Below are 26,371 nucleotides of genomic sequence, written 5' to 3' on the forward strand. Positions count from 1 at the left end.
GTACTGGCACGATGGCTTCATGAACATCATGCTCTTCCACTCCACGTACGGTCTCCGGCCGGCGGTGCGCGACGCCGCCGAGCGGCTGCGCGCGGCGGGCCACGAGGTGTGGACCCCGGACCTCTTCGAGGGGCGTACGTTCGAGACGGTCGAGGAGGGCATGGTCTTCAACGACGGGATCGGGAAGGACGAGCTGCTGAAGCGGGCCGTGCTCGCCGCCGCCCCTTATTCGGATCGCGGGCTCGTCTATGCCGGGTTCTCGCTGGGCGCCTCCGTCGCGCAGACCCTCGCCCTCGGCGACGAGAAGGCCCGCGGGCTGCTCCTCCTGCACGGGACCTCGGACATCGCGGCCAACGCCTCCGTCGACGACCTGCCGGTCCAGCTCCATGTCGCCGAGCCCGACCAGTTCGAGACCGACGACTGGCTCAGCTCCTGGTATCTCCAGATGGGCAAGGCCGGCGCGGACGTGGAGATCTACCGGTACGCCGGAGCCGGTCACCTGTACACCGACCCCGGCCTCCCGGACTACGACGAGGAGGCCGCCGAGGCCACCTGGCACGTGGCGCTCGGCTTCCTGGAGACCCTCTGAAAGCCATACCTGTACCGGTTAAGAGCCTTGCCTACACCGGGTCGTACGTCCGCTCCACCCGCTGCGTGCCGCTGCGCGTCCGGTACGACCGCTCCCAGGACGAGGTCGCGGTCGCCGAGGTGCGGTCGGACAGGACGTAGTAGTCCATCTGCGCGCGGTCGGCGGTGATGTCGAGGACGCCGTAGCCGTGGCGGTCCGTGTCCACCCAGTGGACGTGCCGGTTCGCGAGCTGGATGACCGGTGCGGCGAGCGCGGAGACCGTGCCCTCGGGGACCTTCACGATGTCGTCGAGGTTGTCGGAGGTGACTGACGTGATCACGAACTCCGTCGCCGCGGACGGCGAGAGCGGGTACGTCCCGGCGTCCACCGGCACGTCGTTGGCCCAGGACATGTGGATGTCGCCGGTGAGGAAGACCGTGTTGCCGATCGCGTTCGAGCGCAGATGGGCGAGGAGTTCGCGCCGGTCGTCGGTGTAGCCGTCCCACTGGTCGGTGTTGACGGCGAGCCCCTCCTGCGGCAGGCCCAGCAGTTTGGCGAGCGGCTTCAACAGGTCGGCGGAGAGCGCGCCGACGACGAACGGCGCGATCATCACCGAGTTGCCGACCAGCCGCCACTTGGTGTCCGACGCCTTCAACCCGGCCTTCAGCCAGTCGAGTTGGGCGCGACCCGTGATCGTACGGTCCGGGTCGTCGACCGAACCGCTGCCCGAACTCGCCTGCTGCGAACGGAAGGAGCGCAGGTCGAGGAGCGAGAGGTCGGCCAGCTTGCCGAAGCGCAGCCGGCGGTAGGTGGTGCCCGCGATCGCAGGGCGGACCGGCATCCACTCGAAGTACGCCTGTTTCGCGGCCGCTTGGCGGGCCGTCCAGGTTCCCTCGGCGCCTTCGGTGTGGTTGACCGCGCCGCCCGACCAGGCGTTGTCGGCGAACTCGTGGTCGTCCCATATCGCGATGACGGGCGCCTTGGTGTGCAGGGCCTGGAGGTCCGGGTCGGTCTTGTACTTGCCGTGCCGGGTGCGGTAGTCGGCGAGCGTGATGATCTCGTTGGTCGGCGCGTGCTGCCGTACGACCGTGCCGCGCGCCGCGTACTCGCCGGACTTGTACTCGTAGATGTAGTCGCCCAGGTGCAGCCAGGCGTCCAGGTCGTTGCGCGCCGCGAGATGGCGGTACGAAGAGAAGTAGCCCGCTTCCCAGTTGGCGCAGGTGACGACGCCGAAGCGCAGGCCGGTCACGTTCGCGTCCGTCGCCGGCGCGGTGCGGGTGCGCGCCGCCGGGGAGTCGGTGCCGCCGGCCGAGAAGCGGAACCAGTAGTCGGTGGCCGGTGCCAGGCCGCGTATGTCGGCCTTGACGGTGTGGTCGGAGGCGGCGGTCGCGGTGAGGGAGCCTCTGGAGACGATGGTGGTGAACGCCTTGTCGGTGGCTACCGTCCAGCTCACCTCGGTGTCCGGGCCGAGTCCGGAGCCGGGCACGGCCTCGGCGGTGGGTGTCACCCGGGTCCACAGCAGGACGCCGTCCGGAAGCGGGTCCCCGGAGGCGACCCCGTGCAGGAAGGAGGGGGTGTCGGTGGCTGCCCCTGCGGGGAGCGCGGCGATGAGCGGGCCGGCCAGGACGGCGGTGGCGGCCGCTGCCTTGACGACCGTACGGCGGCGCGGGGAGGGCGAGTTGACGCTCTCGGGTGCTCTGTATCGACTGGTCACGAGCGAACAGGTTACTGGCCGGTATTGACGAGAGCGGGCGAACTCGTAAAAGTTCGCCCGCTCTTCGGCTGAGCGTCGTGCGAGGAGGCTCAGGCCCGGAGTCGCGACAGGGCTCAGGCCTTGAGGGCCGCCGTGATCGCCGTGGTGAAGTCGGCCACCGTCATCGGCGCGTTCGTGCCGTCCGAGCCGGTCAGCGTCTTGCCGTCCATCTTCAGGGTCGGCGTGCCGGTCACCCCGCTCTTGTCGAACGTGGCCGACATGTCCAGCGCCCACTTGTCGTAGGTGCCGGCCTTCACGGCCTTCTGGAAGGCCGCGTTGTTCTTCAGGGCGGGGACCGTGTTCGCGACCTTGATCAGGTACGCGTCGTCCTTGAACTTGTCGGTCGTCTCGTCCGGGTGGTACTTCGTCGAGTAGAGCGCGGTCTTGTACTCGAGGAACGCCTCGGGGCTGACGTTCAGCGCGGCGCCCATGGCGCTCAGCGCGTTCTTCGAGCCCTCGCCGTTGTCCTTGTTGTCGATGAACGTGGCGCCGACGTACTGGATCTTGAACTTGCCGGCGTCGAAGTCGCTCTTCACGGTCGAGCCGACGGTCTGCTCGAACTGGGCGCAGATCGGGCAGCGCGGGTCCTCGTACATGACCAGGGTCTTCTTGGCGGTGCTCTTGCCGAGGACGACGGTCGTGCCGTTGGTGCCGGTGGTGTTGGCCGGCTTGACGAGCTTGTCGTCCTTCGCCGACTCCCAGTAGGTGGGCTTGTTGTTCTGTACGACGGCGTAGCCGATGCCGCCGGCTATCGCGAGGACCGCGACGACCGAACCGGCGACTATGAGTTGCCGCCTGACCTTGGCGCGCTTGGCCTGGCGCTCGCGCTCCGCGCGCAGCCGCTCACGGGCCGCCGTCTTCGCCGCCGCGCTGTTCCGCTTGCTCATGTTGGTGATCTCCATATGGGACGCGTACACGTCGTACGCGGAATACGTGTGGGGGACTGATGTGTGCTCAGGTACCTGTGAGGTGTTCAGACCGCGGGCAGGGCCGAGCACGGCGGTCCACGCCGTCCCAGGGAGTGCACCAGCAGCCGCTCACGGGCGGTGGCGATGCGGTGTGTGGCGCGCGGCAGCCGGCGGGCCGGCGCGGTGCGTCGGGCCGACACCGCGGCGACGGCCAGCAGCAGCGGGCAGAAGCCCACCGCCGTCGCCGCGCGCAGCAGCTCGGACAGCGCGCGCTCGCCGCGGCGCAGATAGGCCGCGGCCAGGAGCCCGACGCCGATGTGCGCGCCGAGCAGCAGCCAGGCGGCGGTGGCGTCGGTGTGCGTGAGCAGCGCCGCCGCCTGATGGGGGTCGTCGGTCATCCGGGCCAGCGAGGTGCCCACGCTGCCGCCGCTGCACAGCACGTCCAGGCCGACCGCGCGCAGCGGTCCGGCGACCGGGCCGCCCGCCCTGCCGTAGCAGGCGTGCTGGCCGGTGGTGAAGACCGTGTCGGCGGCCAGTTCCAGCGGGATCAGGAGTGCGGCGATCCTGCCGAAGCCGCGCTCGCGGCCCGCCAGCGCGTACGCGATCACGAACACGGTGGCGGCGATCGCCGCCACCGTGCCGAACGGAAGCGGGACCCGGGACAGCAGCACGTGCGACGCGGTGCTGAGCGTCACGACCAGTGCCGTGAACAGCGCCGCGCGTACGGCCCTGAGCTGGATCCCGGATATGTCCATAGCGGAGGAGAGTCTGTCATGTGCTCCGGTAAGGGACCCCTAAAGGGTTCCTGTGAGCGTACGGATGGTTACAGACCCGGAATCCGGCCGTTGCGGAACAGGTCGACGAAGGTCTGGTGGTCGGCACGCGCGCGTGCGCCGTAGCTGTGCGCGAAGTCGACGAGCACGCCCGCGAAGCCGTCCTCGTCGGCCGCGATCGCCGCGTCGATGGCCCGCTCGGTGGAGAACGGCACCAGGGACTCGCCGGACTGGTCGTCGGCCGCCGCGTGCATCGTGGCCGTGGCCCGCCCGAGGTCGGCGACGACGGCGGCGATCTCCTCCGGGTCGTCGATGTCGCTCCAGTCCAGGTCCACCGCGTACGGCGACACCTCGGCGACCAGCTGCCCGGTCCCGCCCAGCTCGGTCCAGCCCAGCCACGGGTCCGCGTGCGCCTGGAGGGCGCGCTGGGAGATCACCGTGCGGTGGCCCTCGTGCTGGAAGTAGTCCCGGATCGCCGCGTCCGTGATGTGCCGCGAGACGGCCGGCGTCTGGGCCTGCTTGATGTAGATCACCACATCGTTCTCCAGGGCGTCGCTGTTGCCCTCCAGAAGGATGTTGTACGACGGCAGCCCGGCCGAGCCGATGCCGATGCCCCGGCGGCCGACGACGTCCTTCACGCGGTAGGAGTCGGGGCGGTCCAGGGAGGACTCGGGGAGGGTCTCCAGGTAGCCGTCGAAGGCCGCGAGGACCTTGTAGCGGGTCGCCGCGTCCAGCTCGATGGAGCCGCCGCCCGACGCGAACCGGCGCTCGAAGTCGCGGATCTCGGTCATCGAGTCCAGCAGCTCGAAGCGGGTCAGCGAGCGGGCCGTGCGCAGTGCGCCCAGGAGCGGGCCGTCGGCGGTGTCCAGCGTGAACGGCGGCACCTCGTCGCTCTTCGCGCCGGTCGCCAGCGCGTGCACCCGCTCGCGGTACGCGCCCGCGTAGACCTGCACCAGCTCGGTGATCTGCTCGTCGCTGAGCGCCTTCGCGTACCCCACGAGCGCGACGGAGGCGGCGAAGCGCTTGAGGTCCCAGGTGAACGGGCCGACGTACGCCTCGTCGAAGTCGTTGACGTTGAAGACCAGGCGGCCGTTCGAGTCCATGTACGTGCCGAAGTTCTCGGCGTGCAGGTCGCCGTGGATCCACACGCGCGAGGTGCGGTCGTCCAGGTACGGCCCGCCCCGCTTCTCAGCGTCCAGGTCGTGGTAGAAGAGGCACGCCGTACCCCGGTAGAACGCGAACGCCGAAGCCGCCATCTTCCGGAACTTCACGCGGAACGCGGCCGGGTCGGCGGCCAGGAGCTCGCCGAAGGCGGTGTCGAAGACGGCAAGGATCTCCTCGCCGCGGTGCTCGTCGTTGAGCTGCGGAACCGACATCGCTCTGTGCCTCCTGGTACGGGTGGTGCGTGACCTGTGACGGGTCTGTCGTCACTTTCCAACGCTTGAAGGTACGTGGGAGTGCCCGCCTCGTGTCAGTCCCGAGGCATAGGATTCGGTCTCGTCCCCCCAGACCGCCCGCTGTCTGTTGTCGACTGTTTCTCCTGGAGGCCAAGCCGTGTCAAAGCCGCCGTTCACGCACCTGCATGTCCACACCCAGTACTCGCTCCTGGACGGTGCCGCGCGGCTGAAGGACATGTTCGACGCGTGCAACGAGATGGGCATGACCCATATCGCGATGTCCGACCACGGCAACCTGCACGGGGCCTACGACTTCTTCCACACGGCGAAGAAGGCGGGCGTCACGCCGATCATCGGCATCGAGGCGTACGTCGCCCCCGAGTCGCGGCGCAACAAGCGCAAGATCCAGTGGGGCCAGCCGCACCAGAAGCGCGACGACGTGTCCGGTTCCGGTGGTTACACCCACAAGACGATCTGGGCGGCCAACAGGACGGGCCTGCACAACCTCTTCAAGCTGTCCTCGGACGCGTATGCCGAGGGCTGGCTCCAGAAGTGGCCGCGCATGGACAAGGAGACCATCTCCCAGTGGTCCGAGGGGCTCATCGCCTCCACCGGCTGCCCCTCGGGCGAGCTCCAGACCCGGCTGCGGCTCGGCCAGCCCGAAGAGGCGCTGAAGGCCGCCGCCGAGTACCAGGACATCTTCGGCAAGGACCGCTACTTCCTGGAGCTGATGGACCACGGCATCGAGATCGAACGCCGGGTCCGTGACGGCCTGTTGGACATCGGCAAGAAGCTCGGCATCCCGCCCCTGGTGACGAACGACTCGCACTACACGTACGCGCACGAGTCGGTCGCGCACGACGCCCTGCTCTGCATCCAGACCGGCAAGAACCTCTCCGACCCGGACCGCTTCCGCTTCGACGGCACCGGCTACTACCTGAAGTCCACGGACGAGATGTACGCCGTGGACTCCTCGGACGCCTGGCAGGAGGGCTGCCGCAACACCCTCCTGGTCGCCGAACAGATCGACACCTCCGGCATGTTCGAGGCCAAGAACCTCATGCCGAAGTTCGACATCCCGGACGGATACACCGAGATCACCTGGTTCAAGGAGGAGGTGCGCCTCGGGATGGAGCGCCGCTTCCCGGGCGGCATCCCCGACGACCGCCAGAAGCAGGCGGACTACGAGATGGACGTCATCATCCAGATGGGGTTCCCGGGCTACTTCCTCGTCGTCGCCGACTTCATCATGTGGGCGAAGAACAACGGCATCGCGGTGGGTCCCGGCCGTGGTTCCGCGGCCGGTTCGATCGTCGCCTACGCCATGGGCATCACCGACCTCGACCCGATCCCGCACGGCCTGATCTTCGAGCGGTTCCTCAACCCCGAGCGCGTCTCCATGCCCGACGTCGACATCGACTTCGACGAGCGTCGGCGTGTCGAGGTGATCAGGTACGTGACGGAGAAGTACGGCGCCGACAAGGTCGCCATGATCGGCACCTACGGCAAGATCAAGGCAAAGAACGCCATCAAGGACTCCGCGCGCGTGCTGGGCTACCCGTACGCGATGGGCGACCGCCTCACCAAGGCGATGCCCGCCGACGTCCTCGGCAAGGGCATCGACCTCTCCGGCATCACCGACCCCAAGCACCCCCGCTACGGCGAGGCGGGCGAGATCCGCGGGATGTACGAGAACGAGCCGGACGTCAAGAAGGTCATCGACACCGCCAAGGGCGTCGAAGGCCTGGTCCGGCAGATGGGCGTGCACGCGGCCGGCGTCATCATGTCCAGCGAGCCCATCGTCGACCACGCACCGGTGTGGGTGCGCCACACGGACGGCGTGACCATCACGCAGTGGGACTACCCGCAGTGCGAGTCGCTCGGCCTGCTGAAGATGGACTTCCTGGGCCTGCGCAACCTCACGATCATGGACGACGCCATCAAGATGGTGAAGTCCAACAAGGGCATCGACCTGGAGATGCTCGCCCTCCCGCTGGACGACCCCAAGACCTTCGAACTGCTCTGCCGCGGCGACACGTTGGGCGTCTTCCAGTTCGACGGCGGCCCCATGCGCTCGCTGCTCCGCCAGATGCAGCCCGACAACTTCGAGGACATCTCCGCCGTCTCGGCCCTGTACCGGCCCGGCCCGATGGGCATGAACTCGCACATCAACTACGCCGAGCGCAAGAACGGCCGCCAGGAGATCACGCCGATCCACAAGGAGCTGGAGGAGCCCCTCGAGGAGGTCCTCGCGGTGACCTACGGCCTGATCGTGTACCAGGAGCAGGTGCAGAAGGCCGCCCAGATCGTCGCCGGCTACTCGCTCGGCGAGGCCGACATCCTGCGCCGCGTGATGGGCAAGAAGAAGGCCGACGAGCTGGCGAAGAACTTCACCATCTTCCAGGCCGGCGCCAAGAAGCACGGCTACAGCGACGAGGCGATCCAGGGACTGTGGGACGTCCTGGTCCCCTTCGCCGGCTACGCCTTCAACAAGGCGCACTCCGCCGCGTACGGCCTGGTCTCGTACTGGACCGCCTACCTGAAGGCCAACTACCCGGCCGAGTACATGGCGGCGCTGCTCACCTCGGTCAAGGACGACAAGGACAAGTCCGCGATCTACCTCAACGAGTGCCGCCGCATGAAGATCAAGGTGCTCCCGCCGAACGTCAACGAGTCGGTGCACAACTTCGCCGCCCAGGGCGACGACGTGATCCTCTTCGGCCTGGAGGCCGTGCGCAACGTCGGCACGAACGTGGTCGACTCGATCATCAGGTCCCGCAAGGCGAAGGGGAAGTACGGCTCCTTCCCCGACTACCTCGACAAGGTCGAGGCCGCCGCCTGCAACAAGCGCACCACCGAATCCCTCATCAAGGCCGGTGCGTTCGACACCCTGGGGCACACCCGCAAGGGCCTCACCGCGCACTTCGAGCCGATGATCGACAACGTGGTGGCGGTCAAGCGCAAGGAGGCCGAGGGGCAGTTCGACCTCTTCGGCGGCATGGGCGAGGAGGACACCAGCGAGCCCGGCTTCGGACTCGACGTGGAGTTCACCACCGACGAGTGGGAGAAGACGTATCTCCTCGCCCAGGAGCGGGAGATGCTCGGTCTGTACGTCTCCGACCACCCGCTCTTCGGCCTGGAGCACGTGCTGACCGACAAGGCCGACGCGGGCATCGCCCAGCTCACCGGAGGTGAGCACGGGGACGGCGCGGTCGTCACCATCGGCGGCATCATCTCGGGCCTCCAGCGCAAGATGACCAAGCAGGGCAACGCCTGGGCGATCGCCACCGTCGAGGACCTCGCGGGCTCGATCGAGTGCATGTTCTTTCCGGCGTCCTACCAGCTGGTGTCGACCCAACTCGTCGAGGACACCATCGTGTTCGTCAAGGGCCGCCTCGACAAGCGCGAGGACGTACCCCGCCTGGTCGCGATGGAGATGCAGGTCCCGGACCTGTCGAACGCGGGCACCAACGCGCCCGTGATCCTCACCATCCCGGCGACCCGGGTCACCCCGCCCATGGTCAGCAGGCTCGGTGAGATCCTCAGCCACCACCGGGGCGACAGCGAGGTCCGCATCAAGCTCCAGGGCCCGACCAAGACCACGATCCTGCGTCTGGACAAGCACCGGGTGAAGCCCGACCCGGCGCTGTTCGGCGACTTGAAGGTGCTGCTCGGCGCGGCCTGTCTGGCCGGCTGAGCAACTGGCGTACAGACATGACCGAGGGGCGCATCCGTCGACGGATGCGCCCCTTAGTCATGCAACATCCCTTAAAGCAGGCCTCAGTTGTGGCCGAAGCGCTTCTGCTTGCCCTTGCGGGCGATGTCGCCCGGTGTCACCTGGGATATGCGCTGCTCGGCCTGTGCCTCCATCGAGGACGACGTGGCCTGCTCCTGGGCGCGTTCCGACTGCGGCTGCTTACGGTCACGGTTCTTGTTCTTGGCCATGGTTCTCTGCCTCCTGAGGGGGATCTAGGGGCCAGGGCCGCGACCAGATTCACATAGGCTGACGAAGAACGCATTTCGGATAATTACCGTGTGTGACATGGTTGGTACGAGAGAGAAGCCCCGAAACGCCACGCCGAAGATCGAGTTCGGGCCGTTAACCCCTGCGCGGTCGGGCAGACTCGAAGCAAGCCCGAAGCAAACCGACCGGGAAGAGGGTGAGTCGCGTGGACCGCTGCATCGTCCTGGTGGACGCCGGGTATCTGCTGGGGGCCGCAGCAAGTCTCCTCGCCGGAGAGCCCTCGCGTTCCCGTATCACCGTCGATCACGCCGCCCTCATCCAGGGTTTGCGCGAGCGAGCCGAGTCCGACACCGAACGACCCCTGCTGCGCATCTACTGGTTCGACGGCGCCCCCGACCGCGTCCCGCAGCCCGAGCACCGCAGGCTGCGCGTGATGCCCCGCGTCACCGTCCGCCTCGGCGCCCTGACCCGCAGCGACGGCCGCTGGGCGCAGAAGGGCGTCGACGCCGCCATGCACGCCGAGCTGACCGAGCTGGCCCGCAACCGCGCCTGCTCCGACGTCGTGCTCGTCACCGGCGACGGGGACCTGCTGCCGGGCATGATGGCCGCCAAGGAGCACGGCGTCGCCGTACACCTGTGGGCCGTGCAGGCCGCGGACGGGGACTACAACCAGTCCGAGGACCTGGTCGCCGAGGCCGACGAGCGGCGGGTGCTCGACCGGATCTGGATCACCAAGGCCGTACGGGCGAAGGATCTCGGCGGTGTGTGCGCCCCGCCGCCGGTGCCGCGGCCGGAGATCGCCGCGATCCTGTCCGCGCCGCTGCCCGAGTCCGCGCCGGCCACGCGCGAGCGGCCGGTCGAGGACGGCGGGCACGCGGCCGCGGAGGCCGGCTCCGAGAACGGCGCACAGGAGCGGGTGCCCGCGCCCAAGGGCGTGCCCACCCCGAAGGACCTCGCGAGCCTGAAGGCCCCGGGTGCCGCCGCGCCCGCGCAGCAGCCCGCGAGCGCGACCCTGCGCTGGTCCTCCGACAAAGGGTGGGTCGACCGGCCGGGCGGCGCCACCGAGCCGCCCGAGGTCGCCTCGATGCCGACGCTGGCGCAGCTGACCACCGCCGAGCAGCGCTGGGCCGACCGCGAGGAGGACATCACCACGGTCGGCGGCGACCCCTACGAGGTGGGCCAGGTGTTCGCCCGCCGCTGGATGGGCCGCCTCGGCGACCACGGCAGCCACCTGCAGAAACTGTCCGGGATGTACCCGCGCGTCCCGCACCGCATCGACGGCGAACTGCTGCGCTACGCCGCCCGGTTCGGCCTCCTCGCCCACAAGGACGACCAGATCGACGAGCACGACCGGTACGCGATTCGGGCCGGTTTCTGGCGCGAGATCGACGTACGGACGGCCGCGGAGCACGCGCCCGCCGGGGAGTGAGCGGAGGCGGCCGGTCCGGTCGCCGCACCACCTTGTGACGGGATTGTCTTTACCGACGGATTTGCCGTTCTCGACCGACCCGCGAGCGGGCGGGGCTCCCGGACCCCGTAGTCTCGTCCCGTGAGTACGCGCGCGGGAGTGGCACTTCGACACGGTGGGGATGTCGTGTGCGCGGTGCGCGGGCTCAGCAAGACCTATCCGGCGGTGCGCGGCCGACGCGGTGCGCCGGGAACCCCCGAGGTGCGGGCCACCGACGACGTCACCCTCGACATCCGCCGGGGCGAGATCTTCGGACTGCTCGGGCCGAACGGCGCCGGCAAGTCCACCCTCGTACGCCAGCTGACCGGGCTCATGCGGCCCGACGCCGGCAGCGTCGAGATCCTCGGACACGACATCGTGCGCCACCCGGAGCGGGCCGCGCGGATCCTCGCCTACCTCGGCCAGGAGTCCTCCGCGCTCGACGAACTGACCGTGTCGCTGGCCGCCGAGACCACCGCCCGGCTGCGCGGCCTGGACCTGCGCGACGCACGGGCCGAGCGGGACGCCGTACTGGACGAGTTGGGGCTTACGGCCATTGCCGGGCGGCCGCTCAAGAAGTTGTCCGGTGGGCAGCGGCGGCTGGCGTGTGTGGCCGCCGCGCTGGTCGGGGAGCGGTCGCTGCTGGTGCTCGACGAGCCGACCACGGGGATGGATCCGGTGGCGCGCAGGGCCGTGTGGTCCGCCGTCGACCGGCGCCGGGCCGAGCGCGGGTCCACCGTGCTGCTCGTCACCCACAACGTCATCGAGGCCGAGACCGTCCTCGACCGGGTCGCCGTCCTCGACCAGGGCAAGGTCATCGCCTGCGACACCCCCGCCGGGCTCAAGGAACAGGTCGCGGGCGAGGTGCGGGTCGAGCTGGTGTGGCGGGAGAAGCCGCCGCTGGACGTCCCGGAGGTCGCCGCGCTGCGGGACCGGGCCGTCGAGTCGGGCCGTCGCTGGACGCTGCGGCTGGCCCCCGAGGAGGCCCGGGTGGCCGTCGCCACGGTGACCGGCGGGGCCGCGTTCGCCGCCCTGGACGACTTCACTCTGGCCACGCCCAGCCTGGAGGACGTGTACCTGGCACTGGGCGGGAACGCACAGGGGCTGGTGAAAGCATGAGTACACGGGCTGTCGTATCCGTATGGGACAGGGCGACTGCCGGCGTCGAGAGGAGCAGCGCGACGTGAGTGTCGTATCCGCCGATGTTCTGCCGAGTGGCCCCCTGGCCGTGCCGGAGGCCGTCGGGACGGGCGCGGCCGAGCTGGGGCCGAAGGCCAGGCTGTGGCCCTCCATGGCCGCCGTGTACCGGGCACAGCTGTCCCGGGCGCGGGTCGCGCGGATCCCGCTGCTGTTCGTGGCGACCTTCCAGTCGGTCGGCATCCTGATCATGATGCGCGGGGTCGTCGACGGCGGGAGTCACGACGCCCAGTTCGTGGTCGCCGGCTCGTCCGTGCTCGTCGTCGCCTACGTCGGGCTGAACCTGCTCGGGCAGTACTTCGGGCAGCTGCGCGGCAGCGGCGGGCTCGACCACTACGCCACCCTGCCGGTGCCGCCCGCGGCCGTGGTGCTGGGCGCGGCGGGGGCGTACGCCTCCTTCACCGTGCCCGGGACCGTGCTGACCGCCGTCTTCGGGTGCGTGCTGTTCGGGCTGCCGATGGGGAACATCTGGATCCTGGCGGCGGTGATCCCGCTCGCCGGGGCCGCGCTCGCCGGGCTCGGCGCGGCCCTCGGGCTGCTTGCGCCTCGCCCCGAACTCGCCACGCTGCTCGGGCAGTTGGGCATGTCCGCGGCTCTGTTGCTGGGTGTGTTGCCGGCCGATCGGATGCCGGACGCGGTGCGGTTCCTGCGGGATCTGGTGCCCTCGACGTACGGCGTGGAGGCGTTCGCGCAGACGTTCGGGGCGCATCCGGACTGGGCGCTCGTCCTCGGTGACCTCGCCGTATGCGCCGGGGTCGGGGTCGTTTCGCTGGCCGTCGCCGCCTGGGCCTACCGTCGGGCTGCCGTCCGGTGACGCGCCGCACAGCGGGGCCTGGCACGATGGCATCGTGACCGCACCGCTGACTCCGCCTCCGCCGCCGCGTGACCAGTCCTCCCCGCACGATGCGTGGCAGCCGCCGGGTGACCCGACCTCCCCGAATTCCCCGGACGGTCCGGGTGGCCCTGACTCCCCTGGCGACCCGGGTGCCGGGTATCCCGTGCACGCCGTCCCGCAGGCCGCGTCCTACGGCCAGGACGGGCCCGGGATCAAGACCGAGCTGATCGAGGCCGTGGTCGTCACGGTCGCCTCGGCGGTCGGTGGGGTGTTGCTCGGGGTGTTGTGGTGGTGGCTGGCGCCGCATGTGCCGCTGGTCGGGGACGTGGTCGACAAGAGCTGGGTCGTCTACCTCAAGGACTCCGAAGGTGAGCAGGCCGTGGGGGTGGACGGAACGTTCACTCTGCTCGCGGTGGCTTTTGGGGTCGTGAGCGCGCTTGTCGTCTTTTTGCTGCGGCGGCGTGGGGGAGTGCCGCTGGTCGCTGCGCTGGCCCTGGGTGGGCTGCTCGCTTCGTTCCTCGCCTGGCGGCTGGGGATGTGGTTCGGGCCCACGAAGGATGTGCTCGCGCATGCGAAGGCTGTGGGTAAGGGGGTTACGTTCTCCGCGCCGCTGAAGTTGGGGGCGAAGGGGGCGTTGCTGGCTTGGCCGGTTGCCGCGCTGGTCGTTCACCTGGGGCTTACGGCGTTGTTCGGGCCTCGGGATCCTGAGCCGGTGTATTTGCAGCAGGGGGCGGGGCCGACGGATGGGTACGGGGCTCCGATGGGTTAGGGGGTTTTCGCCCCTGCCGCCCCTACCCGTCCCATCCCCAGGGGCTGCCGCCCCTTTCGCCCCGCCCGGGTGTGACTGAGCGCTTCGACTGGCGAGTCAGCGCTTGAGTCGGCGGGTCTGAGTGTTCCAGTTGGCGGGCCGGGTAGCGGCCTGCGGAGCAGGCGGCTCCTGCGGCCGGGCGGCGCACCTGGTGGTGACCGGCCGGCGTCGGCACGTGGCTGCCGGGCCGCGGATGAGTTGTTCGCCCGGTGTAGGCCGATGGCCGACCGCTCGGGCGGCAGCTTGAGCTGTTGAGCCGGTCGCCGCGAGCGTTCGGTCATCTCCACATGTGGCTGAGCCTGCGGGAGTGATGGCAACGGTGCAACGTCCCTCACAGCCCGCCCCGGTCACTGTCCGGGGGCAGCTGGTGCACCCCTTTGGCTTCGCCGCTCTTCGTAGCGTGACGCGGCGTCCAGGATCCAGGACCAGAATGTCCGATCGAATTCCCCGACCGGCGGACGTCCTTCCGCGCAGCGTGGATCATCGCGTTCGGCCAGTCCGTACACGGCCCAGAGGCGAACGATGTCATCCTCGTCATCAAGACGATCGGCCAGCACGTCCGTGATGCCAGGGGCACGGGAGCCGCACTCCGCAAGCCGGTAGCACGCGGACCGCCGTATGCGGGTGTCGGCATCCCTGGTCAAAGCGACCAGCACTTCCCAGCCCTCCGCGGAGAACGCCTCCCCCCATCCCTGAAGGGTTCCCAGGACCCCGCCACGGACCCGGGGGTCGGGGTGCTCGGCGTACAAGAGCCCCACGGATTCCGTCCGCGGGTCGCTGTGCTGGGCGAGCCCGCACAGAATACCGACGAGGACATGTGAGTCCGTTTCCTCAGCGGCCCAGGGGAGCAGGAACTCCAGCACACGCTCCTCGAACGCGGAATCGGCGGTGTCGCCGTTGGGCAGCGGGGTCCCGAAGCCGACAGCCAGCAGAAGATCGGCCGCAAAGCGGCGGCGGACGGGATCGGGGTGAGCACGCAGTGCCACGCTGGCCAGCCACGTCTCCTCGTCCTGTCTCTCGGCGAGCCGGGACGTGACCTAGGACCACACCACATGATCCGGATCGGGATGGGCGAGCGCACGTGCCAGCAGCTCGTCGAAGGAGGGCCTGATCCCGAAGTGCGACTCCCAGTGGGTGAGGATCGCGCCATGGCCGTTTCGAACGGTCACCCCGCCAAGCGTGATCTCCTCACACGAGGAAAACCACTCGCCGTTGACGCGTGCCCGCTCGACCTGACCCGTAGCGTCGGCCCTGCGTCGCAGTTCATCAACCACACCGCTCTCGTGCCAACGCCGCGCCCGGGTCAGCAACTCGGACGGCTCGGCCGTCGTGGGGTGTCCTTCGCAGTCCCAGAACAAGGTGATCGTGAGCTCGAGGGAGCCACTGTCGACCGCCCTCAGCAGGGGTGTACTTCCGTCAGGTAGTCGGCGGTCCCGATCGGCGCCTCCCTTGATCAGGGCTTCGGCGACCGGACCGTCATAGGCCGCAACAGCGAGACAGAGCGCCGGAACACCCTCCTCGCCAACGGCATCGGGGTTCGCACCCTGCGCCAGGAGTTTCTCGACGACCCCCACGTCCCCACTGCGCACCGCCGCGAGGAGCGCTTCTCCCCCCATGCCCGTACCCCCGCTCGGTCGGCTGCATCGCCGGCTCTTCGAACAGCGGGCCGACCGAAGGGAGGGTAGCCGACCGGGCCGTACGCTCCTCTGCCCCAAGCCCGGCCCACCAGGCCGAGTTCCAGGCTGGAGACACCGAGCCACAACAGCCCGTCGCGCTGAGCGTCACGTTTGGCGAAACCCGCCAACTGAACCGCTCATGGGTGTGTCAGTGGTCTCGCGTAGCGTGCAGACGGATTGCGCGGGCTGTGACCTGTGCGGATGGGGGCAGCGGCATGAATGACCGTACGGAGTGGCTGGCGGAACGCGATCGGGACGCGGCTCTGATCATCAGGACCGACTACCGCGACGAACAGGCATGGGCTGCGGTGAAAGCGGAGCTGATGAGGTCCTGGGGTGATGGAGACTTCGAGCCGTACGTCCACATCGCCGATGATCCGAAGTGGGCGGGATGCACCTCGGCCCAGATCCTCTCCGCGGCGCTTACCGATGACGAACTGAGCGTGGTCTTCCTCGCCGACCGCGACTCCATGCGCGATGGTCCCGGCACGTTGCTGGCGGTGGCCGTGCTGGCCAGGGAAGAGTGCGACAGTGACGAGGAATTCGAGGCGGACGGCGGCGAGTTCCGCACCGTCCCCGCAGGCGTCCACGAGATACACGCGAACCTGATGATCGCCAACCTGTCTTTCGGTGATTTCAAAGAGGCCGCCGAGCAGGACCCCCAGGGCACCTTCCAAGGGTTCGCCATCTGAGGGACTCGGCCCGCCACCTGCAGCGCTCAGTCCCACTGGGGGCTCCGCCCCAGACCCCCGTCGGCCTGAACGGCCTCGTCCTCAAACGCCGGACAAGCTGGGGCGCCCGCCTGCGTTCGGAAGCTGTCCCCCCCGCGACGCATCAGACGGGCGCCGGAAATGCCTACGCCGGACGGCGGCCGTGGTTGGCCCGGTGTTTTCTGGTGCGCCACTTTCGTTTGCGTGTTTTCTTCGACATGTCTCTTGTGCTTAACCGAGGACAGAGGTCGCGTCGAGAGGTCACGCACGGCCGATGGGGGCCAGTACCGCGGCCGTGAGGGTTTTCAGGTCCTCCGGGGAGAGTTCCACCTCCAGGCCTCGGCGGCCTGCCGAGACGCAGATCGTGGGGTGGGTGGTGGCTGAGGCGTCCAGGACCGTGCGGAGCTTCTTGCGTTGGCCCAGGGGGGAGATGCCGCCCCGGACGTAGCCCGTGGTGCGTTCGGCGAGGGTGGGGTCGGCCATCGTGGCGCGTTTGCCGCCCACCGCCGATGCGAGTGCCTTCAGGTCCAGCTGGCCTGCCACCGGGACTACGGCGACCGTCAGCGTGCCGTCCACGTCCGCCAGCAGGGTCTTGAAGACCCGGTCCGGGGAGACGCCCATCGCTTCGGCCGCCTCCTCGCCGTAGGAGGGGTGGGCGGGGTCGTGGTCGTAGGCGTGGAGTTCGTACGGCACCCCCGCGGTCGTCAGGGCGACCGTTGCCGGGGTGCCGCCCGACTGTTGGTTTTTTGGCTTTTTCGGCATGGAGTGTCCGGCTTCCGGGGTCAGTTCAGGCTTGTCGGGCCTCGGGTCAGGTCCGATGCCGGGAGGGACGGCAGGTTGCGGATGATGGCCGTCTCGGAGCGGAGGAGTTTCAGTTCGTCGCGCAGGCGGGAGGCGGTGTCGGGGGCCTGGAGGAGGCGTTGTTTGGTCGCCGTGTCCAGCATCATCGCCGCGGCCACCAGATAGGAGACCACCGCCGGTTCGTCGGGGAGTTCGGCCTCGCCCGTCGACAGGGTGCGTTCGCGGGCGCCCGCGAGACGCTTCTGGTACTGGCGGAACGCGCGTAGCACGCCCTCCGCGAGCGCGCCGGCCTCGTCGCCCTTCTCCTCGGGCAGCTCCTCCAGCTCGGCCGTCAGGAACGGGCCCGAGGCGTCCACGGAGAGCAGGCGCATGCGGGTTGTGCCCGTCGCCAGTACCTCGAAGGTGCCGTCGGCGCGCTCCCGGATGGTGGCCGCGTCGGCGACGCAGCCCACGGAGTGGAAGGCCTTGAGCGGGTCGGGGCCGAAGCCGGCCGTGGGGCCGCGTTCGGGCACGGCCGTCTGGTCGGGCATGCCCGGGGCGGTCGATGCCACCTCGTGGCCGTCGCGGATGGCCACGACGGCGAATCGGCGCGAATCCTCCTCAGGGGTCTTGAGCAGATCGCGCATCATGGCGCGATAGCGCTCCTCGAAAATGTTCAGAGGAAGCACGAGCCCCGGGAACAGAACCGAGTTCAGGGGGAAGAGCGGCAGCCGGACGGTGGTCACGGCGCAAAAGCCTAATGGTCGCCGGAGCGGGCACGTCCGCCGTGCTCACTCCGTGGATACCCGGGTGCGTCCTCGAAGCCTCTCGGCTGCGTCGGAATCGCCTGTAGGGCGGGGGGAATCGGGCCGCCGAGGGGTACGTCCGAGGCCACCGCTATTCGTACGCCGTCCCGGACTTCGAGGAACTGGCCGAGCGGGTCGTCCGAGATCCGGTCCCACGGGAAGGACGTGGCGTACGGGCCGATCAGCCGGAGTTGGTCGAGCGCGTCCGTCCAGCGTTCCAGGCGGATGAGGACGTACGTCAGGAGGTTGCGGACCTCGGCGGGCCAGGGGTCCGCCGCCGCGTACGTGGCCGAGAGGGCTATGGCCAGGTCGGCCGCCGCGTCCAGGCGGGCGCGGGGCACCGTGGGAGCGCAGCCGTCCGTCAGGCACGCGAAGGCCGCCCGTACCGGCAACGCCTGGACGAGTGAGCCGGGCAGCGCGTCCTGGGCGGCCGGCTCGGCGAAGTCGAAGCACTCGCGGTGGGAGCAGCGGGCGGTGTGGGGCGTGTTCCCCCACTGCGCGCAGCAGGCCGTCGACAGGTACTGGAGGGCGGCCGCATGGCAGCCGTAGTGGTGCGGGGAGCGGCGGACCGCCTCGGACCACAGCCGTTCGAACTCGGCGTGCCCGGCGTTCGTGCCCCGCGCCCGGTCGAGGGCGATGCGCCACGGCACCGGGTCGCGCGGTTCGGCCTCGGCCGCCGCCGCGATCAGCGGGCTCAGCTCGCGGAGCAGTTCGGCGCGGGCCGGCGACTCCCAGCAGCGGTCCACCGCCAGCTGGGCCGTGAGCAGGAGTGCGTCCGGGTCCTGCGGGGCGGCCGCGCACCAGTCCGCCAGCCACTCCGGGCGGCAGCGGGCGAACGCGGCGAGCCGGCGCGTGTGGCGGTCCCGGTCCTCCCACTCGGCCGCCGCGCGCGTGGCGGCCAGCAGCCCGGAGGCGGGGCCGTACTCGCCGCGCCCGGCCGCGACCAGCACCGGGCCGAGCCGGTCGTCGGGCGCGTCGAGGAGGACCTCGTCGTCGGCCGGCAGCCCGGCGGCGAGCCGCGAGGAGTTCCTTGCCATCCGGGCGGTACGGATGAACGCGCGCAGCAGAGCCATGGTGTCGACCATTGAAAGTCCGCCGATCCGGAGTGCGCCAGACCGATTGGGTACCCGGCTGAAAGTTGTACGCACTTCGGTCAAGCCCAGGCAAAAGGTGACTGTTGCTCAACTGTTCGAGTGCTGTGCGCGGGACCCCGTGGGAGCTGTGCGCGGGAGCGGGCGGAAGGGGTTCTAGCCGCGTCTGAGCAGCCGTGTGGCGCCCGCCGCCACCGTCGTGGCCAGGATCCACCCCAGCAGGATCAGCGCGACCGACAGCCACTGCCAGCCGCCGTGCAGCCGCCACTGGCCCGCCTGCCCGAGGTCGATCACCGGCAGCAGCAGGTCCAGTGCGAACAGGGCGGGGCTCCACGGCGGATGCCCGCTCGCGTTCACCGGCGCGTGGTCGGCGTGCGCGAAGGCCAGCGAGCTGGCCGCCCACAGCACCGCCATCCATACGGCGGCCCGGCCCGGCCGGTACCCGTAGGCAACCGTCCAGTCCTGCACGAACCCCCACACCTTGGCCGCGACCGGCAGGCTCTCCCGGCGCCGGCGCTGCTTGGCGAGCAGCACCTCGCGCGCGTCCTCGTCCTCACCGGCGTTGCGCAGCACGGTCGCGAGCCGCTCGTACGGCTCAGGGGCGTACTCGGCGGTCGCCGCGGCCACCCAGTCCAGGCGGGCGTCCAGCGGGAACGGGCCCTGCGGTACGAGGTTCTCGTACACGAAGCCGCCCATGTGGAGGTTGCCCGGACCCGGCCAACTGCCCGCCCCGTCGATCAGGTTGACGACCCGCGCCCCCGACAGCACCACCTTGCCGCGCTGCGGCCGCTCCCCGAGGAAGCGCAACTCCGGTGTCTGCACGCGCAGCAGCGACAGCTCCTGGTCGTCGGTGAAGGTGAACCGGGCCCGCTCCAGGTCCACCGCGTCCCCGAACCGCCCGTCGTCCAGCCGCACCCCGCCCTGGCACGAGAAACGCTGGATGCGGGTCCCGCGCGCGGGAGTTGTGCCGCTCAGCCAGGGGCCGCCGACACCGGCCGGGGTGAGGTACAGGGTGCGGCCCACGGTCAACTGGGGCGCGTTCAGGGCGAGTCGCGAGTACGGGTTCGCCAGCCGGGCGCCGCGCAGACTCAGTGAGACGCCCACCTTGGCGCTGCGCAGGCTCAACTCCCCGTGCGATTCGAGGAGTTCGGCCTGGAGATCCTGCCCCACGGTCATGCCGTCGGCGGCGATCGAACGCCCGGTGCGGTCCCGGTAGACGATCGCCTGGTTGAGCAGCAGATCGGTGCCGATGTGCGCGTCGGTCAGCCGGACGCCGTTGTGGAAGCGGCAGCGCGGCAGATGGAGGTCACCCTCCGTGTGCACCCGCGCCGCCTCCAGCCGCGGCACCGAGCAGTCCACCAACCGCACGGTCTGGAAGCGGGCCTCCGGCAGCAGCACCTCCCGCTCGAAACGGCAGCCCTTCAGCTCGACGTACGGCGTGACGGTGCCGCCCGCCAGGTCCAGGACGCCGCTGATCTGCACGCCGGTGAGTTTCAGGGAGGCCACCCGGCCCGACAGCGCGGGCGGCCCGTCCAGGAGCAGCCAGCACACGAACCGTGCCCGCACGGTCCGCTCCGGGCCCCACGGATGTCCGCCGTGCGGATCGTCGACGACGGTGTCGCCGCTGCTCAGGTCGTACACACTGCCGTTGCGGAAGGCCTGCCACATACCGGCCTCGGCGGCGGTCGCATCGTCCGGCACATCCCCCGCGCGGATGCCGGCACCCTCGGTCACTGCTCTTTCATCCCTCTCAACTACTCACGGGTTTCGCACAGCTGTTCATGCCCGCTCCGTGACGCCCGGAACACTAGACGTGAGGGGGATCTTCCGGGTTCCGGCCACGTTCTGTATCAGCCATTGATATGCGCGAGCGGCGCGCGATCTCAGTCTGAGAGAATTGGCCCCGTGATCTCCCGAATCGACCTGCGCGGTGACGCCCTCCCCGAAGGGCCCGCCCTGCGCGACCTGCTGCCCCGAGCCGACTTCGACGTCTCGGCCGCCCTGGAGAAGGTGCGGCCGATCTGCGAGGCCGTGCATCATCGGGGCGACGCGGCGCTGATCGACTTCGCCGAGAAGTTCGACGGGGTGCGCCTGGAGCAGGTGCGGGTCCCCGCGCAGGCGCTCAGCGACGCGCTGGAGCAGCTCGACCCGGACGTGCGCGCGGCCCTGGAGGAGTCCATCCGGCGCGCCCGGCTCGTCCACCGCGAGCAGCGCCGTACGACGCACACCACCCAGGTCGTGCCCGGCGGCACGGTCACCGAGAAGTGGGTGCCGGTCGACCGGGTGGGGCTGTACGCCCCGGGCGGGCGGTCCGTCTACCCCTCCTCCGTGATCATGAACGTGGTGCCCGCGCAGGAAGCGGGCGTCGAGTCCGTCGCGCTCGCCTCCCCGCCGCAGGCCGAGTTCGGCGGGCTGCCGCACCCGACGATCCTCGCCGCCTGCGCGCTGCTCGGCGTCGACGAGGTCTACGCCGTCGGTGGCGCCCAGGCCGTCGCGATGTTCGCCCACGGCACCGAGTCCTGCGCCCCGGCCAACATGGTCACCGGGCCCGGCAACATCTGGGTCGCCGCCGCCAAGCGCTACTTCACCGGCAAGATCGGCATCGACACCGAGGCCGGTCCCACCGAGATCGCGGTCCTCGCCGACGACAGCGCCGACCCGGTGTACGTCGCCGCCGACCTGATCAGCCAGGCCGAGCACGACCCGCTCGCCGCGGCCGTCCTGGTCACGGATTCCGTGACGCTCGCGGACGCGGTCGAGAAGGAACTGGAACCGCAGGTCGCGGCCACCAAGCACATCGAGGACCGGATCGCCCCGGCGCTGGCCGGCCGGCAGTCCGCGATCGTCCTCGTCGACGGCATCGACGAGGGGCTCAGGGTCGTCAACGCCTACGGCGCCGAGCACCTGGAGATCCAGACGGCCGACGCGGCCGCCGTGGCCGACCGGGTGCGGAACGCGGGCGCGATCTTCGTCGGACCCTGGGCGCCCGTCTCCCTCGGCGACTACGCGGCCGGCTCCAACCACGTGCTGCCGACCGGCGGTTGCGCCTGCCACTCCTCCGGGCTCTCCGTGCAGTCCTTCCTGCGCGGCATCCACATCGTCGACTACACCCGCGACGCCCTGGCCGACGTAGCGCATCACGTGGTGACGCTGGCGGAGGCGGAGGACCTGCCCGCGCACGGCGCGGCGGTCAAGGCGAGGTTTGTCGGAGACGAACAAATGTCGCGCGGATGGAAGGTTCCAGAGAGCAAGTGACCGGCATCGACGATCTTCCCGTACGGGACGAGCTGCGCGGCAAGTCCCCTTACGGCGCGCCCCAGTTGGACGTCCCCGTACGGCTGAACACCAACGAGAACCCCTATCCGCTGCCCGAGGCGCTGGTCGAGCGGATCGCCGAGCGGGTGCGTGAAGCCGCCCGCGACCTCAACCGCTACCCGGACCGGGACGCGGTCGAGTTGCGCACCGAGCTGGCCAACTACCTCACGAAGACCGGCAGTTACCGGGTCGGCGTCGAGAACGTGTGGGCGGCCAACGGCTCGAACGAGGTCATCCAGCAACTGCTCCAGACCTTCGGCGGGCCCGGTCGTACCGCGATCGGCTTCGAACCGTCGTACTCGATGCACGCGCTCATCGCGCGTGGCACGGGCACCGGTTGGATCTCCGGTCCGCGCAACGAGGACTTCACGATCGATCTCGCCGCCGCCGAGCGCTGGATCGCCGAGAACAAGCCCGACGTCGTGTTCGTCACGACCCCCAACAACCCCACGGGCAACGCGGTTCCGCCCGAGACGGTCCTCGCGCTGTACGAAGCGGCCCAGGCCGCCAAGCCGTCGATGGTGATCGTCGACGAGGCGTACGTCGAGTTCAGCCACGGCGACTCGCTGCTGCCGCTGCTCGAAGGTCGGCCGAATCTCGTCGTCTCGCGGACGATGTCGAAGGCCTTCGGGGCCGCCGGGCTCCGCCTCGGCTACCTCGCCGCGCACCCTGCCGTCGTCGACGCCGTTCAACTCGTACGGCTGCCCTACCACTTGTCGGCGATCACCCAGGCGACCGCGCTGGCCGCCCTGGAGCACACCGACACACTGCTGGGGTATGTCGAGCAGCTGAAGTCCGAACGGGACCGGCTGGTGGGCGAGTTGAAGGCCCTCGGGTGTGAAGTCGTCGAGTCCGACGCGAACTTCGTGCAGTTCGGGCGGTTCGCGGACTCGCACACCGCCTGGCAGAAGATCCTCGACCAGGGCGTCCTGGTCCGGGACAACGGCATCCCGGGGTGGCTGCGGGTCTCCGCCGGAACCCCCGAAGAGAACGACGCGTTCCTCGACGCGGTCCGTGAACTGAAGAAGGAGCAGAGCGCATGAACCGCGTAGGACGTGTGGAGCGGGCGACCAAGGAGACGTCGGTCCTCGTCGAGATCGATCTCGACGGGCACGGCAAGGTCGACGTGTCGACAGGAGTCGGCTTCTACGATCACATGCTCGACCAGCTCGGCCGGCACGGTCTGTTCGACCTCACCGTGAAGACCGAGGGCGACCTGCACATCGACTCGCACCACACCATCGAGGACACCGCCCTCGCGCTCGGCGCCGCCTTCAAGCAGGCGCTCGGCGACAAGGTGGGGATCTACCGCTTCGGCAACTGCACGGTTCCCCTGGACGAGTCCCTCGCGCAGGTGACCGTCGACCTGTCCGGCCGTCCGTACCTCGTGCACACCGAGCCCGAGAACATGGCGCCGATGATCGGCGAGTACGACACGACGATGACCCGGCACATCCTGGAGTCCTTCGTCGCCCAGGCCCAGATCGCGCTTCATGTGCACGTGCCCTATGGGCGCAACGCACACCACATCGTGGAGTGCCAGTTCAAGGCCCTCGCCCGCGCCCTGCGCTACGCCTCCGAGCGTGACCCGCGCGCGGCGGGCATCCTCCCCTCCACGAAGGGCGCGCTGTGACCGGCCTCTCCAGCCTCCTGATCGTCGTCGGACTCTTCCTCCTCGGCGGGGTCTACTCCTTCGTCAAGCAGAAGATGCCGGCGAGCCTCATCGTGCTGGTGTCCATCGGCGCGGCGATGTGTCTGGTCGCGGGGGTCATGCGGTTGGCGGTGTGGAGTTGAGCGCGGCGAAGAAGGTGGTCGTCTTCGACTACGGCTTCGGGAACGTCCGTTCCGCCGAGCGTGCCCTCGCGCGCGCGGGTGCCGAGGTCGAGATAACGCGTGACTACGACAGGGCCATGAACGCGGACGGCCTGCTGGTGCCCGGTGTCGGCGCCTTCGCCGCCTGCATGCAGGGCCTCAAGGAGGCGCGCGGCGACTGGATCGTCGGGCGTCGGCTGGCGGGCGGGCGCCCGGTGATGGGCATCTGCGTCGGCATGCAGATCCTGTTCGCGCGCGGCATCGAGCACGGCGTCGAGACCGAGGGCCTGGACGAGTGGCCCGGCTCCGTCGAGCCCTTGCAGGCCGAGATCGTGCCCCACATGGGCTGGAACACCGTGGACACCCCGGCGGGTTCACAGCTCTTCGCGGGCCTCGACGCGGACGCCCGCTTCTACTTCGTGCACTCCTACGCCGTCCACGACTGGTCCCTCGAAGTCGTGAACCCGGCGATGCGCGCCCCCCTGGTGACCTGGTCGACGCACGGCAAGCCCTTCGTGGCCGCCGTGGAGAACGGCGCCCTGTGGGCCACCCAGTTCCACCCCGAGAAGTCCGGCGACGCCGGAGCGCAGCTGCTGAACAACTGGATCGGAACCCTCTGATGCCTTCGAAGCTCGAACTCCTCCCCGCCGTGGACGTCCGCGACGGCCAGGCCGTCCGCCTCGTGCACGGCGAGTCCGGGACCGAGACCTCCTACGGCTCCCCCCTGGAGGCCGCCCTCGCCTGGCAGAGCTCCGGCGCCGAGTGGCTGCACCTCGTCGACCTGGACGCCGCGTTCGGCACCGGCGACAACCGCAAGCTCATCGCCGAGGTCGCCGGCGCCATGGACATCAAGGTCGAGCTGTCCGGCGGCATCCGCGACGACGACACCCTCGCCGCCGCCCTCGCCACCGGCTGCACCCGGGTGAACCTCGGCACCGCCGCGCTGGAGACCCCGGAGTGGGTCGCCAAGGTCATCGCCGAGCACGGCGACAAGATCGCGGTCGGCCTCGACGTACGCGGCACGACCCTGCGCGGACGCGGCTGGACCCGCGACGGCGGCGACCTCTACGAGACGCTGGACCGTCTCAACTCCGAGGGCTGCGCCCGGTACGTGGTCACCGACATCGCCAAGGACGGCACCCTCCAGGGCCCCAACCTGGAGCTGCTGCGCAATGTCTGCGCGGCGACCGACCGCCCGATCGTGGCCTCCGGCGGGGTGTCCTCGCTCGACGACCTGCGCGCCATCTCCGAGCTGGTCCCCCTCGGCGTCGAGGGCTCCATCGTCGGAAAGGCCCTGTACGCGAAGGCGTTCACCCTGGAAGAGGCCCTGGAGGCGGTGGCCCGGTGACCGAGCTACGACGCGTGTCGACCGGCGCCCCCTGGGAGGACGCCTTCGGCTACTCCCGCGCGGTGGAGCTGTCAGGCGGCTTGGTGCTGGTCTCCGGGTGCACGTCGATAGTGGACGGCGAGATCGCCGGGGGCGGTCCCTACGAGCAGACGGTCAACGCGTTCAACGTCGCGTTCTCGGCGCTGGAGGAACTGGGGCTCGGCCCCGCAGATGTGGTGCGCACCCGTATGTACATCACCCACGCCCGGGATGTTGAGGACGTGGGCCGCGCACACAAGGAACTCTTCGACGCGATCCGGCCCGCCGCAACGATGATCATCGTGTCCGGCTTCGTCGACCCGAGCCTGGTCGTCGAGGTCGAGGTGGAGGCGTACCGCTCCGGTACCGAGGGCGGAGGTTCCGCATGACGCTCGCCGTACGAGTCATCCCCTGCCTGGACGTGGACAACGGCCGGGTCGTGAAGGGCGTCAACTTCCAGAACCTGCGCGACGCGGGCGACCCCGTCGAGATGGCCAAGGTCTACGACGCCGAGGGCGCCGACGAGTTGACCTTCCTGGACATCACCGCGTCCTCCGGCAACCGCGAGACGACGTACGACGTGGTCCGCCGCACCGCCGAGCAGGTCTTCATCCCGCTCACGGTCGGCGGCGGCGTCCGCACGGCCGAGGACGTGGACAAGCTGCTGCGGGCGGGCGCGGACAAGGTCGGCGTCAACACGGCGGCGATCAACCGGCCGGAGCTGATCCGGGAGATCGCGGAGCGGTTCGGGCGGCAGGTGCTGGTGCTGTCCGTGGACGCGCGCCGCACGGAGTCCGGTTCGTTCGAGGTCACCACCCACGGCGGCCGCAAGGGCACCGGCATCGACGCCGTCGAATGGGCGCACCGGGCGGCCGAGTTGGGGGCGGGGGAGATCCTGCTCAACTCGATGGACGCGGACGGTACGAAGGACGGCTACGACCTGGAGATGATCGCGGCGGTCCGCAAGCACGTGACCGTGCCGGTCATCGCCTCCGGCGGCGCGGGCAAGCTCGCGGACTTCCCGCCGGCGGTGGCGGCGGGGGCGGACGCGGTGCTGGCGGCCTCCGTCTTCCACTTCGGGGATCTGCGGATCGGCGAGGTCAAGCAGGCGTTGCGGGAGGCGGGGCACCCGGTGAGGTGACTTCCGGTCCGACGACTTCCCGTT

The 26,371-nt window shown here is 69.9% G+C and carries 26 protein-coding genes; 15 read left to right on the forward strand and 11 right to left on the reverse strand.

What is annotated here, in order from left to right:
• The first annotated feature begins 19 nt into the window (after positions 1-19).
• On the forward strand, positions 20-589 hold the full coding sequence (locus tag OG714_RS37335; RefSeq protein WP_406127741.1) for a dienelactone hydrolase family protein: 570 nt from the start codon (positions 20-22) through the stop codon (positions 587-589).
• Positions 590-620: 31 nt separating this feature from the next.
• On the opposite strand, the gene OG714_RS37340 is transcribed toward OG714_RS37335, so the two are convergent.
• The 4 genes from OG714_RS37340 to OG714_RS37355 all read right to left on the reverse strand — a co-directional run bounded on the left by OG714_RS37340 (position 621) and on the right by OG714_RS37355 (position 5,378).
• The gene (locus OG714_RS37340; RefSeq protein ID WP_406127742.1) at positions 621-2,282 is read right to left on the reverse strand and encodes an alkaline phosphatase D family protein; all 1,662 of its coding nucleotides are present in this window, start codon (positions 2,280-2,282) and stop codon (positions 621-623) included.
• A 113-nt stretch (positions 2,283-2,395) separates the two neighbouring features.
• A complete protein-coding gene (locus tag OG714_RS37345; RefSeq protein WP_406127744.1) occupies positions 2,396-3,208 on the reverse strand; it encodes a thioredoxin domain-containing protein in 813 nt (270 codons plus the stop codon).
• Positions 3,209-3,294: 86 nt separating this feature from the next.
• Complete coding sequence (locus tag OG714_RS37350) at positions 3,295-3,984, reverse strand: hypothetical protein (RefSeq protein WP_406127746.1); 690 nt, start codon at positions 3,982-3,984, stop codon at positions 3,295-3,297.
• A 68-nt stretch (positions 3,985-4,052) separates the two neighbouring features.
• The gene (locus OG714_RS37355; RefSeq protein ID WP_406127748.1) at positions 4,053-5,378 is read right to left on the reverse strand and encodes a DUF2252 domain-containing protein; all 1,326 of its coding nucleotides are present in this window, start codon (positions 5,376-5,378) and stop codon (positions 4,053-4,055) included.
• Positions 5,379-5,556: 178 nt separating this feature from the next.
• On the opposite strand from OG714_RS37355, the gene dnaE reads away from it, so the two are divergent.
• Positions 5,557-9,096 carry a DNA polymerase III subunit alpha gene (dnaE, locus tag OG714_RS37360; RefSeq protein WP_406127750.1) on the forward strand — a complete coding sequence of 1,180 codons (3,540 nt, stop codon included), beginning with the start codon at positions 5,557-5,559 and terminating at the stop codon, positions 9,094-9,096.
• A gap of 83 nt (positions 9,097-9,179) precedes the next feature.
• Here the strand turns inward: dnaE and OG714_RS37365 are convergent, their stop codons facing one another.
• Positions 9,180-9,344, reverse strand: a complete 165-nt coding sequence (locus tag OG714_RS37365) for a hypothetical protein (RefSeq protein ID WP_406127751.1) — start codon at positions 9,342-9,344, stop codon at positions 9,180-9,182.
• Between the two features lie 224 nt (positions 9,345-9,568).
• On the opposite strand from OG714_RS37365, the gene OG714_RS37370 reads away from it, so the two are divergent.
• From OG714_RS37370 to OG714_RS37385, 4 genes are all read left to right on the forward strand, one after another.
• Complete coding sequence (locus OG714_RS37370) at positions 9,569-10,792, forward strand: NYN domain-containing protein (protein WP_406127753.1); 1,224 nt, start codon at positions 9,569-9,571, stop codon at positions 10,790-10,792.
• 165 nt (positions 10,793-10,957) lie between these two features.
• Positions 10,958-11,929, forward strand: coding sequence for an ABC transporter ATP-binding protein (locus tag OG714_RS37375; protein ID WP_266878646.1), 972 nt, complete (start codon positions 10,958-10,960; stop codon positions 11,927-11,929).
• Positions 11,930-11,993: 64 nt separating this feature from the next.
• Positions 11,994-12,821, forward strand: coding sequence for an ABC transporter permease (locus OG714_RS37380; protein ID WP_406127755.1), 828 nt, complete (start codon positions 11,994-11,996; stop codon positions 12,819-12,821).
• Between the two features lie 34 nt (positions 12,822-12,855).
• The gene (locus OG714_RS37385; RefSeq protein WP_406127756.1) at positions 12,856-13,611 is read left to right on the forward strand and encodes a DUF2567 domain-containing protein; all 756 of its coding nucleotides are present in this window, start codon (positions 12,856-12,858) and stop codon (positions 13,609-13,611) included.
• Positions 13,612-13,997: 386 nt separating this feature from the next.
• Here the strand turns inward: OG714_RS37385 and OG714_RS37390 are convergent, their stop codons facing one another.
• Positions 13,998-14,636, reverse strand: a complete 639-nt coding sequence (locus OG714_RS37390) for a HEAT repeat domain-containing protein (RefSeq protein WP_406127758.1) — start codon at positions 14,634-14,636, stop codon at positions 13,998-14,000.
• Between the two features lie 51 nt (positions 14,637-14,687).
• A complete protein-coding gene (locus OG714_RS37395) occupies positions 14,688-15,266 on the reverse strand; it encodes an ankyrin repeat domain-containing protein (RefSeq protein ID WP_406127760.1) in 579 nt (192 codons plus the stop codon).
• Positions 15,267-15,541: 275 nt separating this feature from the next.
• Here OG714_RS37395 and OG714_RS37400 point away from each other — a divergent pair, with 275 nt between their 5' ends.
• Entirely contained in the window at positions 15,542-16,018 is a 477-nt protein-coding gene (locus OG714_RS37400; protein ID WP_406127762.1) for a DUF6924 domain-containing protein, read from the forward strand.
• 279 nt (positions 16,019-16,297) lie between these two features.
• Here OG714_RS37400 and ybaK read toward each other — a convergent pair whose 3' ends face one another.
• From ybaK to OG714_RS37420, 4 genes are all read right to left on the reverse strand, one after another.
• The gene (gene ybaK / locus OG714_RS37405; RefSeq protein ID WP_406127764.1) at positions 16,298-16,798 is read right to left on the reverse strand and encodes a Cys-tRNA(Pro) deacylase; all 501 of its coding nucleotides are present in this window, start codon (positions 16,796-16,798) and stop codon (positions 16,298-16,300) included.
• 20 nt (positions 16,799-16,818) lie between these two features.
• Positions 16,819-17,562, reverse strand: a complete 744-nt coding sequence (locus OG714_RS37410) for an LON peptidase substrate-binding domain-containing protein (RefSeq protein WP_019062294.1) — start codon at positions 17,560-17,562, stop codon at positions 16,819-16,821.
• 11 nt (positions 17,563-17,573) lie between these two features.
• Positions 17,574-18,707, reverse strand: coding sequence for a hypothetical protein (locus OG714_RS37415; RefSeq protein ID WP_406127766.1), 1,134 nt, complete (start codon positions 18,705-18,707; stop codon positions 17,574-17,576).
• Between the two features lie 162 nt (positions 18,708-18,869).
• On the reverse strand, positions 18,870-20,447 hold the full coding sequence (locus OG714_RS37420; protein ID WP_406127768.1) for an oxidoreductase: 1,578 nt from the start codon (positions 20,445-20,447) through the stop codon (positions 18,870-18,872).
• A gap of 171 nt (positions 20,448-20,618) precedes the next feature.
• Here OG714_RS37420 and hisD point away from each other — a divergent pair, with 171 nt between their 5' ends.
• From hisD to hisF, 8 genes are read left to right on the forward strand one after another with little or no spacing between them, the layout of a single operon-like run.
• Positions 20,619-21,968: a histidinol dehydrogenase gene (gene hisD, locus OG714_RS37425; RefSeq protein ID WP_406127770.1), complete on the forward strand. Its 1,350-nt coding sequence runs from the start codon at positions 20,619-20,621 to the stop codon at positions 21,966-21,968.
• The gene (locus OG714_RS37430; protein WP_406127771.1) at positions 21,944-23,071 is read left to right on the forward strand and encodes a histidinol-phosphate transaminase; all 1,128 of its coding nucleotides are present in this window, start codon (positions 21,944-21,946) and stop codon (positions 23,069-23,071) included. Before hisD ends, OG714_RS37430 begins: the two co-directional genes overlap by 25 nt.
• Complete coding sequence (gene hisB, locus OG714_RS37435; RefSeq protein WP_019062289.1) at positions 23,068-23,661, forward strand: imidazoleglycerol-phosphate dehydratase HisB; 594 nt, start codon at positions 23,068-23,070, stop codon at positions 23,659-23,661. The genes OG714_RS37430 and hisB overlap by 4 nt, the downstream gene beginning before the upstream one ends.
• Complete coding sequence (locus tag OG714_RS37440; protein WP_019062288.1) at positions 23,658-23,822, forward strand: hypothetical protein; 165 nt, start codon at positions 23,658-23,660, stop codon at positions 23,820-23,822. The genes hisB and OG714_RS37440 overlap by 4 nt, the downstream gene beginning before the upstream one ends.
• Positions 23,813-24,460 carry an imidazole glycerol phosphate synthase subunit HisH gene (gene hisH, locus OG714_RS37445; protein ID WP_406127773.1) on the forward strand — a complete coding sequence of 216 codons (648 nt, stop codon included), beginning with the start codon at positions 23,813-23,815 and terminating at the stop codon, positions 24,458-24,460. The genes OG714_RS37440 and hisH overlap by 10 nt, the downstream gene beginning before the upstream one ends.
• Positions 24,460-25,188, forward strand: coding sequence for a bifunctional 1-(5-phosphoribosyl)-5-((5-phosphoribosylamino)methylideneamino)imidazole-4-carboxamide isomerase/phosphoribosylanthranilate isomerase PriA (gene priA, locus OG714_RS37450; RefSeq protein WP_406127775.1), 729 nt, complete (start codon positions 24,460-24,462; stop codon positions 25,186-25,188). Before hisH ends, priA begins: the two co-directional genes overlap by 1 nt.
• Positions 25,185-25,595, forward strand: coding sequence for a RidA family protein (locus OG714_RS37455; protein ID WP_406127776.1), 411 nt, complete (start codon positions 25,185-25,187; stop codon positions 25,593-25,595). Before priA ends, OG714_RS37455 begins: the two co-directional genes overlap by 4 nt.
• Positions 25,592-26,347 (forward strand): imidazole glycerol phosphate synthase subunit HisF, encoded by a 756-nt coding sequence (hisF, locus tag OG714_RS37460; RefSeq protein ID WP_406127777.1) that lies wholly within the window; start codon positions 25,592-25,594, stop codon positions 26,345-26,347. The genes OG714_RS37455 and hisF overlap by 4 nt, the downstream gene beginning before the upstream one ends.
• Positions 26,348-26,371: the final 24 nt, after the last annotated feature.

Source organism: Streptomyces sp. NBC_00989 (assembly GCF_045162655.1).
Lineage (GTDB): Bacteria > Actinomycetota > Actinomycetes > Streptomycetales > Streptomycetaceae > Streptomyces.